This window comes from Thioalkalivibrio sp. ALE16 (assembly GCF_000381305.1).
In the GTDB taxonomy this organism is placed as follows: domain Bacteria; phylum Pseudomonadota; class Gammaproteobacteria; order Ectothiorhodospirales; family Ectothiorhodospiraceae; genus Thioalkalivibrio.
In genome coordinates this window covers 103,343-116,340 of the sequence record NZ_KB906358.1, presented here as the reverse complement: position 1 = coordinate 116,340, position 12,998 = coordinate 103,343, and the positions used below count along the sequence as shown (strand labels likewise).

14 protein-coding genes are annotated in these 12,998 nt (G+C 66.8%); 13 read left to right on the top strand and 1 reads right to left on the bottom strand.

Features of this window, described 5'->3' with window-relative positions; translation table 11 throughout:
• The first annotated feature begins 10 nt into the window (after positions 1–10).
• The 13 genes from F627_RS0105960 (at position 11) to galU (ending at position 12,287) form a co-directional block, all read left to right on the top strand.
• Positions 11–1,174: a phosphoglycerate dehydrogenase gene (locus F627_RS0105960; protein ID WP_018875458.1), complete on the top strand. Its 1,164-nt coding sequence runs from the start codon at positions 11–13 to the stop codon at positions 1,172–1,174.
• Positions 1,175–1,177: 3 nt separating this feature from the next.
• Positions 1,178–2,293, top strand: coding sequence for a prephenate dehydratase (pheA, locus tag F627_RS0105955; protein ID WP_019583558.1), 1,116 nt, complete (start codon positions 1,178–1,180; stop codon positions 2,291–2,293).
• Positions 2,294–2,325: 32 nt separating this feature from the next.
• Complete coding sequence (gene hisC / locus F627_RS0105950) at positions 2,326–3,483, top strand: histidinol-phosphate transaminase (protein ID WP_019583557.1); 1,158 nt, start codon at positions 2,326–2,328, stop codon at positions 3,481–3,483.
• A complete protein-coding gene (locus F627_RS0105945; RefSeq protein WP_018866295.1) occupies positions 3,480–4,361 on the top strand; it encodes a prephenate dehydrogenase/arogenate dehydrogenase family protein in 882 nt (293 codons plus the stop codon). Before hisC ends, F627_RS0105945 begins: the two co-directional genes overlap by 4 nt.
• A 6-nt stretch (positions 4,362–4,367) precedes the next feature.
• A complete protein-coding gene (aroA, locus tag F627_RS0105940) occupies positions 4,368–5,672 on the top strand; it encodes a 3-phosphoshikimate 1-carboxyvinyltransferase (RefSeq protein WP_019583556.1) in 1,305 nt (434 codons plus the stop codon).
• The gene (gene cmk, locus F627_RS0105935) at positions 5,669–6,376 is read left to right on the top strand and encodes a (d)CMP kinase (RefSeq protein WP_018877386.1); all 708 of its coding nucleotides are present in this window, start codon (positions 5,669–5,671) and stop codon (positions 6,374–6,376) included. The genes aroA and cmk overlap by 4 nt, the downstream gene beginning before the upstream one ends.
• A 49-nt stretch (positions 6,377–6,425) precedes the next feature.
• Positions 6,426–8,132: a 30S ribosomal protein S1 gene (gene rpsA / locus F627_RS0105930; RefSeq protein ID WP_255349356.1), complete on the top strand. Its 1,707-nt coding sequence runs from the start codon at positions 6,426–6,428 to the stop codon at positions 8,130–8,132.
• A 93-nt stretch (positions 8,133–8,225) separates the two neighbouring features.
• Entirely contained in the window at positions 8,226–8,522 is a 297-nt protein-coding gene (locus tag F627_RS0105925; protein ID WP_018866299.1) for an integration host factor subunit beta, read from the top strand.
• Positions 8,523–8,529: 7 nt separating this feature from the next.
• The gene (locus F627_RS0105920) at positions 8,530–8,847 is read left to right on the top strand and encodes a lipopolysaccharide assembly protein LapA domain-containing protein (protein WP_018875465.1); all 318 of its coding nucleotides are present in this window, start codon (positions 8,530–8,532) and stop codon (positions 8,845–8,847) included.
• Between the two features lie 66 nt (positions 8,848–8,913).
• On the top strand, positions 8,914–10,146 hold the full coding sequence (locus tag F627_RS0105915; protein WP_018875466.1) for a tetratricopeptide repeat protein: 1,233 nt from the start codon (positions 8,914–8,916) through the stop codon (positions 10,144–10,146).
• Positions 10,143–10,886, top strand: a complete 744-nt coding sequence (gene pyrF, locus F627_RS0105910; RefSeq protein WP_155987100.1) for an orotidine-5'-phosphate decarboxylase — start codon at positions 10,143–10,145, stop codon at positions 10,884–10,886. The genes F627_RS0105915 and pyrF overlap by 4 nt, the downstream gene beginning before the upstream one ends.
• A gap of 126 nt (positions 10,887–11,012) precedes the next feature.
• On the top strand, positions 11,013–11,294 hold the full coding sequence (locus tag F627_RS0105905; protein WP_018875468.1) for a ComEA family DNA-binding protein: 282 nt from the start codon (positions 11,013–11,015) through the stop codon (positions 11,292–11,294).
• A 105-nt stretch (positions 11,295–11,399) separates the two neighbouring features.
• Positions 11,400–12,287 (top strand): UTP--glucose-1-phosphate uridylyltransferase GalU, encoded by an 888-nt coding sequence (gene galU / locus F627_RS0105900; RefSeq protein ID WP_018866304.1) that lies wholly within the window; start codon positions 11,400–11,402, stop codon positions 12,285–12,287.
• A gap of 24 nt (positions 12,288–12,311) precedes the next feature.
• Here galU and F627_RS0105895 read toward each other — a convergent pair whose 3' ends face one another.
• Positions 12,312–12,998, bottom strand: a complete 687-nt coding sequence (locus tag F627_RS0105895) for a rhomboid family intramembrane serine protease (protein WP_018875469.1) — start codon at positions 12,996–12,998, stop codon at positions 12,312–12,314.

Below are 12,998 nucleotides of genomic sequence, written 5' to 3'. Positions count from 1 at the left end.
GGAGGTCGTGATGTACCGGATTCAGACCTACAACAACATCGCCGTGCGCGGGCTGGATCGTTTCCCGCGTGACCATTACGAGGTCGCCTCGGATATCAATCAGCCGGACGCGCTGATGCTGCGCTCCTTCGATCTGCATTCGGTGGAGATCCCGGATTCGGTCCTGGCGGTGGGGCGCGCCGGGAGCGGGGTCAACAATATCCCGGTCGCGGCCCTGTCCGAGCGCGGCGTGGCCGTGTTCAACGCCCCCGGCGCGAATGCCAATGCGGTGAAGGAACTGGTCATCGCCGGGCTGTTGCTGGGTGCCCGCAACCTGCTGCCGGCGGCTGGCTACGTGCAGGAACTGGACCCCTCGAAGGAAGACTTCATGTCCGCGGTGGAGCAGGGCAAGAAGAAGTTCACCGGCTTCGAACTGCCGGGCCGACGTCTGGCCGTGCTGGGCCTGGGGGCGATCGGGGTCGGCGTGGCCAATGCCGCCCGTGCGCTGGGCATGGAAGTGGTCGGTTTCGACCCCAAGGTCACGGTGGAAAACGCCTGGCGCCTGGATTCCGGCATCGAGCGGGCGCGCTCGGTAGAGGCGGCCATGGAAGGCGCCGACGCCGTCACCGTACACGTGCCGCTGACCGAGAATACCGCCAATCTGGTGAACGCAAAGACGCTGGCCGGCATGAACCCCGGGGCGATGGTGCTCAACCTGGCCCGCGAGGGGATCGTGGATGACGCCGCGGTGCGCGAAGGGCTGGATGCGGATCGACTGCATGCCTACATCACGGACTTTCCGGTACAGGGCATGGTGGGGCACCCGCGGGTGATCACCCTGCCGCATCTGGGCGCCTCGACGACCGAATCCGAGGAGAACTGCGCGGTCATGATCGCCGACCAGCTCCGGGACTACCTGGAGAACGGCAACGTGGTGAACTCCGTGAACCTGCCGACCCTGGTGCTGGACCGCAAGGGAGATACCCGCATCGCGATTATCAACCGGAACCTGCCGGACCGGGTCGGGCGCATCTCGCACACGCTGGGCGAATCGAATATCAACATCCTGCACCTGATGAATGACTCCCGTGGCGATCTGGCCTACACCCTGATGGACGTGGACGGCCACCCCGACGCGGAGACCCTGGACGCCCTGCACCGGATCGACGGCGTGCTGCGGGCCCGGGTGCTGTAGGCGATGGCCGGGGATCCGCATTCGTCGCCATCCGCCGAGGACCGCGAAGATCTCGCGGCCCTGCGCGCGCGTATCGACGCGCTGGATGCCGAGCTCCTGGAGCGGTTGAGCGAGCGCGCCCGCTGCGCCGAGGCGGTGGCGCGGGTCAAGCGCAGCCAGGAGAGCGACCCGGTGTTCTACCGCCCGGAGCGCGAGGCCGAGATCCTCCGGCGGGTGCGCAAACGGAATCCCGGCCCGCTGTCCGACGAGGCCATCACGCGGCTGTTCCGCGAGATCATGTCCGAGTGCCTGGCGCTCGAGCATCCGCTCCATGTCGCCTATCTCGGACCGGTGGGGACCTTCACTCACCTGGCGGCGCGCAAGCACTTCGGCCATGCCGTCGAGACCCAGCCGCTGGCCTCGATCGATGCGGTGTTCGGCGCGGTGGAGACCGGGCGCGCGCAGTTCGGCGTGGTTCCCATCGAGAACAGCTCCGAGGGGGTCGTCACCCACACCGTGGACTGCTTCATGGATTCCTCCCTCCAGATCTGTGGCGAGGTCGTGACCCCGATCCACCACCACCTGCTGTCCCGGGCCGAGGATTTCGGGCAGGTGCGGCGGGTCCTCGCGCATGCGCAGGCGCTGGCGCAATGCCGCCAGTGGCTGGATAGCGAACTGCCCCATGCCGAGCGCGAGGCGGTCTCCAGCAACGCCCGGGCGGCCGAGATCGCGGCGCAGGATCCCACCGCGGCGGCGCTGGCCAGCCAGGCGGCTGCCGAACACTACGACGTCCCGGTGCGGGCCCCGCATGTGGAGGATCGCGCCGACAACACGACGCGTTTCCTGATCATCGGCTCGGGGACCACGCAACCCAGCGGGGCGGACCGTACATCGGTGATGCTGAGTACCGCCAACCGGCCAGGGTCGCTGTATTCGCTGCTCAAGCCGATCGCGGAGGCCGGCATCAGCCTGACCCGGATCGAGTCGCGCCCCTCGCGCTGCACGCCGTGGAACTACGTGTTCTTCCTCGATCTGGTCGGGCACCAGCAGGACCCGTTGATCCGCGACTGCCTGGAGCAGCTGCGCGCCAGTGCCGATACCGTCAAGGTCCTGGGTAGCTATCCCCAGGCCGCCACCTGACACGCCCACCCGCTATCCCCGAGGTTTCCCGCATGGCATCCAACCCTTCCGTATCCGCTGCGGCCGGCCCGGGCTTTGACCCCGTGGCCCTGGCGGTCGCCGGGGTCCAGGGCCTCAGCCCGTATCAGCCCGGCAAGCCCGTCGCCGCACTGGAGCGCGAACTGGGTATTCGCCAGGCGATCAAGCTGGCCTCCAACGAGAACCCCCTGGGCCCGTCGCCGCGGGCGGTGGAGGCGGGCCGCGCGGCGCTGGCCGAGGCCCATGTCTATCCCGACGGGAACGGCTTCGAACTGAAGGCGCGACTGGCCGAGCGCCATGGCGTCGCCCCGGAACAGATCACGCTCGGCAACGGCTCCAACGAGGTGCTGGAACTGATCGCGCGCACCTGGCTGGCACCGGGCCGGGCAGCCGTGTTCTCCGCGCATGCGTTTGCGGTTTACCCGCTGGTTACCCAGGCGGTCGATGCCGAGGCACGGGTCGCGCCCGCGCTGGGGGCCGACCATCCGGAGCAGCCCTTCGGGCATGATCTCGAGGCCATGCGGGCACGGGTGGATGGCGACGTGCGCGTGGTGTTCGTGGCCAATCCGAACAATCCCACCGGGACCTGGCTGGAGGGTTCGGCGCTGGAGGCCTTCGTGGCGGCGATGCCGGCGACCACCGTGGTGGTCGTGGACGAGGCCTATTTCGAATACGTCGAGGCAGCCGGGTATCCGGACACTACGCAGTGGCTGGATCGCTACCCAAACCTGATCGTGACCCGGACCTTCTCCAAGATCCAGGGCCTGGCCGGACTGCGCCTGGGGTACGCGGTCAGTTCCCCGGCGGTCGCCGACCTGCTCAACCGGGTCCGACAGCCGTTCAATGTCAACGCCATTGCCCAGGCCGCGGGCCTTGCGGCGCTGGACGATACCGCGCATGTGGAGAGATCGGTGGCCGTCAACCGCGACGGGTTGCGGCAGGTGACAGCGGCCCTGCGGGATAAGGGGCTGCGTGTGATTCCGTCGGTGGGGAACTTCGTGACCTTTGACACCGGGCGTGATCCGGCCCCGGTATACGAAGGCCTGCTGCGCGAGGGCGTCATCACGCGGCCGGTGGAGAATTACGGCCTGCCCGGTCACCTGCGGGTCACCCTCTCGACCCGGGAAGACAACGACCGCTTCCTCGCGGCACTCGACAAGGTCCTGGCGTGATCGAACGGCTGGTCATCTTTGGCGTCGGCCTGATCGGCGGCTCGCTGGCGCTGGCCCTGCGCGAGGCCGGCGCGGTCCGCGAGGTCGTCGGCTGCTCGCGCAATGCCGACAACCTGCGCGAAGCTCAGCGGCTGGGCGTGATCGACCGCTGGACCACGGACGTCGCCGCGGCCGCGGAGGGCGCCGACCTGGGCGTGCTCGCCGTGCCATTGGGCGCGATGGAGCCGCTCGCCCGCGACCTGGCGGCCGCCTGGCCCGAGGACAGCCCGCTAACCGACGTGGGCAGCAGCAAGCAGGCGGTGATCGATGCGGTGGGCGCCGGCTTCGGTGCGGTCCCGCGCGCCTTCGTGCCCGGCCACCCGATCGCCGGGACCGAGAAAAGCGGGGTAGGGGCCGCCTTCCCCAGTCTGTTCCGCGATCGCCTGGTGATCCTGACGCCGGCCGATGCCACCAACCCGCTGGCCACGGACCGCGTGGCGGCCATGTGGCAGGCCGCCGGCGCGCGGGTCGAATACATGACCCCGGCGCATCATGACCGGGTCCTGGCCGCGACCAGCCACCTGCCGCATGTGCTCGCGTTCACGCTGGTCTCGTCGCTGGCGAACATGAGCGAACGCGACGAGATCTTTCACTACGCCGCCGGCGGGTTTCGCGACTTCACGCGCATCGCCTCCAGTGACCCGGTGGTCTGGCGCGATATCTGCCTGGCCAACCGCGACGCCATCCTCGAGGTCATCGGGCAATACCAGAACGACCTCGAGACGCTGCGCGGCGCGATCGAACGCGGCGATGCCGCCACCATCGAACAAAGCTTTGAACATGCCAAGGAAACCCGCGATCGCCTCTGCGACCCCGCGGATGCACAACTGGATACCTGAAACCCCATGAATACCTTTACCGTACAGCCCGGAGGCCAGCTTGCGGGCCACGCCCGCGTGCCGGGCGACAAATCGATTTCCCACCGCGCCATCATGCTCGGGGCGCTGGCCGAGGGCGAGACCCATGTGACCGGCTTTCTCGAAGGGGCGGATTGCATCGCCACGCTGGAGGCCTTCCGCGCGATGGGCGTGGCCATCGAACGCACCGGACCGGGCTGCGTGCGCATCCAGGGCGCCGGTCTTCGCGGGCTGCAGGCCCCGCCGACTGCGCTGGACATGGGCAACTCGGGGACCGCGATGCGGCTGCTGTGCGGGGTCCTCGCCGGGCAGGCCTTCGACAGTGAACTGGTCGGCGATCGCTCCCTCACCGGACGTCCGATGCGCCGGGTCACCAACCCGCTGGCCCGCATGGGGGCCAGGATCGAGACCAGCGATGCCGGGACGCCCCCCCTGCGGGTGCACGGCGGCGCCTCCCTGCGGGGTACCGACCATGTGCTCGAGGTCGCCAGCGCCCAGGTCAAATCCGCCCTGCTACTGGCAGGCCTGTGGGCAGATGGCAAGACCTGCGTGACCGAGCCGGCACCCACGCGGGATCACACCGAGCGCATGCTGGCCGGCTTCGGTTACGCGGTCGAACGCGACGGGCCACGGGCCTGCGTAGAAGGGGGTGGCCGGCTGGTCGCGAGTCCGGTCGATGTGCCGGCGGATATCTCCTCGGCCGCCTTTTTCCTGGTCGGGGCCTCGATCGCGGCCGGTTCGCGCATGCGTCTGGAGCATGTCGGCATCAATCCGACCCGCACCGGTGTGATCGATATCCTGCGCCTGATGGGCGCCGAGATCCGCATCCTCAACGAACGCGAGGCGGGCGGCGAGCCGGTGGCGGATCTGGAGGTCGAGGCCGCCCCGCTCAAGGGGATCCAGATTCCGGAGCACCTGGTGCCGCTGGCGATCGACGAATTCCCCGCGATCTTCGTCGCCGCGGCCTGCGCCGAGGGCGAGACCGTACTGACCGGCGCCGAGGAGCTGCGGGTCAAGGAGAGCGACCGTATCCAGGTGATGGCGGACGGCCTCGCCGCACTCGGCGTCGACTGCGCCGTGCAGCCGGATGGTATCCGGATCCGGGGTGGCGACGGCTTCACCGGTGGCGAGATCAACAGTCATGGCGACCACCGTATCGCCATGTCATTCGCGATGGCGGGGCTGCGGGCCACCGCCCCCATCCGGATCCACGATTGCGCGAACGTGGGTACATCCTTCCCCGGCTTTGTGGCGCTTGCACGCGAGGCCGGGCTGCAGCTGGAGGCCGCATGAGTTCGGAAATTCCGGTACTGACCATCGACGGCCCGGGCGGGGCCGGCAAGGGCACGGTCTGCATGCGCGTGGCCGCCGCCATGGGCTGGCATCTGCTGGACAGCGGCGCGCTGTACCGTCTGTTGGGGCTGGCGGCACGCCAGCACGGTGTCGAGCTGACCGACGAGGCCGCGCTCGCTCGACTGGCCGCCGGTCTCGACGTCGACTTCGAGGTGAATCGAGACGCCACGGCGGTGACGACCCTGCTGGAGGGGGCGCCGGTCGATCAGCTGCTGCGCACCGAACAGGCCGGCAGCGATGCCTCCCGGGTGGCCGCCATCCCGGCCGTGCGCGAGGCCCTGCTGGAGCGCCAGCGCGGCTTCGCCAAGCCCCCCGGGCTGGTCGCGGACGGGCGCGATATGGGGACCGTGGTCTTCCCCGCGGCGGACCTGAAGATCTTTCTCACGGCCTCTGCCGGGGAAAGGGCGCGCCGGCGTTACATGCAGTTGAAGGAACAAGGACTTAGTGCTAATCTCTCCGCCCTTCAGGACGAGATGGAGGCCCGCGACCGTCGCGACCGCGAACGCAGCGTGGCCCCCCTCAAGCCCGCCGAAGATGCCTGGGAACTGGATACCACGGACCTCGACATCGTTGGCGTGGTGGACATGATCCTGGAGCGCCTCCGGGACGTACTCCCGGAACAAAGCCCCCGCCCCGCGGAATAAGCCGTCGGAAGCGGGATTATCAACGTCTAGAACTGGTTGCAGGAAGTTTCTGCAAGCATTTGTTAAACCACAGGTTCACAAATCCATGAGTGAAAGTTTCGCGCAACTGCTCGAAGAGAGCATGGCCTACACCCAGATGCAGCCGGGTGCCATCCTCAGTGCCACCGTCATTGAGGTCACCCCGGACGTCGTCGTGGTGAACGCCGGCCTGAAGTCCGAGGGGGTCATCCCCACCGAGCAGTTCATGAACGACGAGGGTGAGCTCGAGGTCAAGGTCGGCGATGTCGTCGAAGTGGCCCTAGAGACCCCGGAAGACGGTTTCGGCGAGACGCGCATGTCGCGCGAAAAGGCCAAGCGGGCCAAGGCCTGGGACCGTCTCGAAGGTGCGATGGAAGAAGAGCAGTACGTCACCGGCAAGATCTCCGGCAAGGTCAAGGGCGGTTACACCGTCGAGCTGGGCGATATCCGGGCGTTCCTGCCGGGTTCACTCGTGGATGTCCGTCCGGTGCGCGATACCGCGTACCTGGAAGGCAAGGAGCTGGAGTTCAAGCTCATCAAGCTGGATCGCCGCCGTAACAACGTGGTCGTGTCGCGCCGCGCCGTGGTCGAGCAGGAATACAGCGCCGAGCGCGAGGAACTGCTGAAGAACCTGCAGGAAGGCGCGCAGGTCAAGGGCATCGTCAAGAACCTGACCGATTACGGTGCGTTCCTGGATCTGGGCGGCATCGACGGCCTGCTGCACATCACCGACATGGCCTGGAAGCGCGTCAAGCATCCGTCCGACGTGGTCGAGATCGGCCAGGAAGTCGAGGTCAAGGTGCTGAAGTTCGACCGCGAGCGCATGCGTGTGTCGCTGGGCCTGAAGCAGCTGGGCGAGGATCCGTGGGAGAACATCACCCGCCGCTACCCGACCGGCACCCGCATCTTCGGCAAGGTCACCAACATCACCGACTACGGCTGCTTCGTGGAAATCGAAGACGGCGTGGAAGGCCTGGTGCACGTGTCCGAGATGGACTGGACCAACAAGAACGTCAACCCGGGCAAGATGGTCGCGATCGGCGACGAGGTCGAGGTGATGATCCTGGACCTGGACGAAGAACGCCGCCGCATCTCGCTGGGCATGAAGCAGTGCCAGTCGAATCCGTGGGACGACTTCGCGGCCAACCACAACCGCGGCGAGAAGGTCAGCGGCCAGATCAAGTCGATCACCGATTTCGGCGTGTTTGTCGGCCTGGAAGGCGGCATCGACGGCCTGATCCACCTGTCCGATCTGTCCTGGCACGAAGCGGGCGAAGAAGCCATTCGCAACTTCAAGAAGGGTGACGAAGTCGAGGCCGTGGTGCTGTCCGTGGATCCCGAGCGCGAGCGTATCTCCCTGGGCCTGAAGCAGCTGGATCGCGATCCGTTCGCCAACTTCGTGGCCGAGCACAGCAAGGGCAGCATTGTCTCCGGCACGGTCAAGGAAGTGGACGCCAAGGCAGCCGTGGTCGAACTGGCTGACGGCATCGACGGCATCCTGCGCGCGGCCGATATCTCCCAGGACCGCGTGGAAGACGCCAGCACCGTGCTGAAGGTGGGCGATACGGTCGAGGCCAAGTTCATGGGCGTCGACAAGAAGACCCGCGCCATCAGCCTGTCGATCAAGGCCAAGGACCGGGCGGAAGAAGCCGAGATGGTCTCCGACTACGGCAGTAATGCCGGCGGCGGTACCACGCTGGGCGATCTGCTGAAGGAACAGATGGACAAGAACGACTAAGTCCGTTCCGTCGTGGCCCGCGGTGCCAAGGGGTGCCGTGGGCCATTTTGTACCGGGAAACCGGATTTCCTTCCTGTCTGTGACGAGTGCCAGATGACCAAATCGGAATTGATCGAGAACCTCGCCCGGAAGTCACCTCATCTGCCAGCCAGGGACGTGGAGATGTCCGTCAAGGCATTGCTCGAACGCATGAGCCACGCGCTGGCGAACGGGCAACGGGTGGAGATTCGCGGCTTTGGCAGCTTTTCGCTGCACTTCCGGCCACCCCGACTGGGCCGGAACCCCAAGACCGGTGAAGGCGTTGCCTTGCCCGGCAAGCATGTCCCTCATTTCAAGCCCGGCAAGGAATTGCGCGAACGGGTAAACGATTCTGTAGCCGAAAACGGCTAGACCGTCCATGGACGAGCGGCGGCGACAGAAGATTCGCAACACCGTGGCGTTTGTCGCGCTGATCCTGATCTCGTCCGCGGTCGGTATTCTTGTTGTTCTGAACGAAGCCCTGGTGACACTGGTGTTGCCGGGTCTCGAGATCGAGGCCCCCCTGGTGGTGTTCCTCGGGTTGGCCGCCTTGTTTGGAGTGATCCTGGCCTCGCTGGTGCTCTGGCTGCGCCTGCGCCGGCTGCGGCAGAAGATCGCCGACCTGCGCGAGCAGAACCATGCCCTCAAGGTCGAGGTCGAGCAGCTGCGTACCGCACCCATGCGGGATTTCTACTAGCCGCATCGCCATGCGGTCTTCCATACCTTTTGTTTCGCTGTCCGTACCCGGGGAGCGTACTCGCCGATGATCAATGACTGGTTCTGGTTGCTGCTCCCGCTCGCCGCGGCAAGTGGTTGGTGGCTGGCACGCTATGGCGTGCCGGAAGACCAGGAAGAGCGCGAGCCGTCACTGGATCGTTACCTCGAGGGCGTACGCCACCTGCTGGATGATCGCACCGATGATGCGCTGCAGGCCTTCATCGAGATGGTGGAGGTCGATCACGAGACTTTCGAGACGCATGTAATCCTCGGGCGGCTGTTCCGGCGCCGGGGCGAGGTGGATCGCGCCATTCGCATCCACCAGAACCTGGTGGCGCGCCCGACGCTGCCGGCGGCCCAGCGGGCCCAGGCCCTTTGCGAGCTCGGCGAGGACTTCCTGCTGGCGGGAGTGCTGGACCGGGCCGAGGCCGTCTTTCGCGAACTCGCGGACTCGCCGCACCAGGCCGTGCCGGCCCTGGAGGGCCTGCGCCAGGTCTACGAAACCCAGCGGGAATGGGAGCGGGCGATCGAGGTGGGCGACCGGCTGAAGGCGCATGGGGTCGCCCATGAACAGCTGCGGATCGCCCACTACCACTGCGAACTGGCGCGGATCGCGCTGGACCAGGACGACCACGAGGAGGCGAGGGCGCGCGCGAAACAGGCCGAGGAACTGGTTCCCGGTCTGTCGCGGGCTCTGCTGATCCAGTCGGAGATTGCGGCGCGCGCCGGCGAGATCCGCGAGGCGATCCGTTTCGGGCGGGATGCCGTGGCGCGCACCCCGCAACTGGCGCCTCTCCTGGTGCCCCGGATCGAGCGCCTGCATCAGGAACTGCCCGGCGAGAACCGTCTGGGGCAGCTGGAGGAACTCCTGGACGACCTGGCCCGAAGTCGCGGGATCACCATGGCGCGGATTGCCCTGATGCGGCTGTACCGGCGCACGGGACGGCTGGACGCCGCGCTTTCCGAACTGGGGCAGATCCTGGCGCAACGCCCGGTCCCGACCTCGGGCCTGCTGGAGGCGGTTCGCTGGATGAAGATCCTGCCGGCGGTGCAGCAATACAGCACGGAATTCTCGGCGTTCGAGAAGGCCCTGGCCGACCAGCTTGGCAGCCAACACTTGTACCAATGCGGGAACTGCGGCTACCAGGGACGGGCGCATGTATGGCAGTGCCCGAGCTGCCGGCGCTGGGATACCCTGCGCGGGCTTGATTTCGATATCGACCAGACGACGGAAGCCGCCGAGGAGGCGTTGATCCGCGAAGGGAGCCACCACCCATGACCCGACCCACGACAGTGACCCCGGAACCCGCCACGCGCCTGATCGTCGCCCTCGACTTTGCAGAGGCCGATGCGGCGCTGGCATTCGCCCGCCAACTCGACCCGGCGCAGTGTGCCCTGAAGGTCGGCTTCGAACTGTTCGTGGTCGCCGGTCCGGCGCTGCTGCAACGGCTCCACGACCTCGGCTTTCGGGTGTTTCTGGACCTCAAGTTTCACGACATCCCGAATACCGTGGCGGCTGCCTGCCGGGCCGCGGCGCGGACCGGCGTGTGGCTGATCAACGTACATGCCAGCGGCGGCCTGGAGATGATGCGGGCCGCACACGAAGCGGTACGCGAAACCAACGACACCACGGCGCTGCTGGCCGTCACGGTGCTGACCTCCAGCGACGCCGGCACCCTGCGTGAGATCGGCGTGAGTCGCGAGCCGGCCGATCAGGTGGGCTTGCTGGGGGAACTGGCGATACAAAAGGCGGGGCTGGAGGGCCTGGTGTGCTCGGCGCAGGAGGCCGCCATGCTGCGGCGCCGGCTGGGCGAGCGGCCACTCCTGGTAACACCGGGGATCCGGCTGGAAGACACGGGAGGCGATGACCAGAAGCGTGTCATGACCCCCGAGCGGGCCCTGGAGGCGGGCGCCAGCGCGATCGTGGTCGGCCGGCCGATCACCCGCGCCCCCGACCCGGCCGCGGCGATGGAGGCCTTCGTCACAAGCCTGAACATGCCGAATGACGCCGTGGAATGAGGGGGTTTTCCGGCGGGGCTGTTCTCGCTAGGATGCCCGGGTAGTCTCGGGTTGAAGGTTGGAATCCGGGTCTACCACGCGGTGCACGGATGCACCGATCGTTCAACGAAGATAAGGAGCGTTTTCATGAACAAGCTGTTCCAATGCGCGAAGTGCTGGGCCCTGGCGGGCCTCTGTGTCCTGCCACTGGTCATGGTGACCGCATCGGGTGGCCAGCCGGTCAACCTGAACGGGGCATCGGCCGACGAGCTGGCCGCACTGGAGAACGTGGGACCGGTCAAGGCGCAAGCCATTGTGGAGCACCGCGAGGCACACGGTGACTTCGCCTCGGTCCAGGCCCTGACCGAGGTGTCCGGGATTGGCGAGCGCACCGTGGAGATGAACCTCGAGCGCATCGTCGTCGAGTAGCGAGACGGGTGGCGGCATGGGCCGCCACTCACTACCGGCCCCCGGTCGACGGGTCCGAAAGGATGCGTTGGCCGGGGGTTTGCTGTGAAGTCACCAGGAGAAGGAATGAGCCAGAATCACGCCCCGATTCGTACCGCCGTGTTCCCGGTTGCCGGGATGGGTACGCGCTTTCTGCCGGCGACCAAGGCAAACCCGAAAGAGATGCTTCCGGTCGTGGACAAGCCGTTGATCCAGTACGCGGCGGAGGAGGCCGTTGCCGCCGGCATCGAGACCCTGGTGTTCGTGACCGGGCGAAACAAGCGATCCATTCCGGATCACTTCGACAAGGCCTACGAACTCGAACACGAGCTGGAAGAGCGGGGCAAGACCGAACTGCTCGAGCAGGTTCGGAACATCGTTCCCCCCAATGTGACCTGCGTCTATGTGCGTCAGTCCGACGCACTCGGTCTCGGACATGCGGTGGCCTGCGCGCATCCGATCGTCCGCAACGAACCCTTCGCGGTAATCCTGGCCGATGACCTGATCGAATCGGCCAACGGCGGGGCGACGCGGCAGATGGTCGAGCAGTACGCCGAGCACGGCTGCAGCGTGCTGGGGGTGGAGGAGGTGCCGCCCGATCGCACCCACCAGTACGGCATCATCGACCCGGTGCAGACCGGCCCGCGCAGCTGGGACGTCAAGGGCATCGTGGAAAAGCCCGACCCCGACCATGCGCCATCCAGTGTCGCGGTGGTCGGGCGCTATGTCCTGACCCCGAAGATCTTCGAAATGCTGGCAACCCAGAAGCCGGGGGCGGGCGGCGAGATCCAGCTGACGGACGCGATCGCACGCCTGCTCGAACTGGAACGGGTGACGGCCTTCAACTTCGAGGGGCGTCGCTTCGACTGTGGGTCGAAGCTGGGTTACCTGGAGGCGACGGTGGAGTTTGCACTCAACCATCCGGAACTGAAGGACGACTTCGCCGCATACCTCCGGGCCCGCTCGGCGGGCTGATCGAGTCCGTCACAACCCGGGCCGCTACCACCAGAAACGGCGCTGGCGCGGCCGGATGGGCAGGCGGCCGCGCCAGTACTGGATCAGCAAGAAGCCGAAGGCCATGCCGCCCAGGTGGGCGAAGTGGGCGATGCCGGCGAGGGTGCCCGAGATTCCCAGGTACAGTTCCAGCGCCCCGTAGCCGATGACGAAATACTTCGCCTTGATCGGAATCGGCAGGAAGATCAGGAACAGGCGCTGGTTGGGGAACATCATCCCGAACGCCAGCAGAACCCCGAATACGCCCCCCGACGCGCCGATGGTCGGATAGATCATGTCGCCGTTGCCGTAGGCGGTCACGAACAGCTGCACCAGCCCGGCCCCGATCACGCAGACCAGGAAATACACGGCGAAGGTGCGCGAGCCCCAGGCATTCTCGATCTGCACGCCCAGCATCCACACGGCAAACAGGTTCACGAACAGGTGAATCGGGCCGCCGTGCAGGAAGCCGTAGGTCACCAGCTGCCATAACTGGAAGTCCGGAACCCGCATCCAAGTGCCGTCCTGGTGGATAGTGGCCGGGGTGCCGACGGGCCAGAGCCCGAAATGGTTGACGAGCCAGTCGCCCAGCCAGGGCATCGCGAGAAACAGAGCGACGTTGGTGATCAGCAGGAAGCCGATCACCGGCGGCAGCATGCTGAAATCGGGGTGCCGCGGATCCGGATGCGTCAT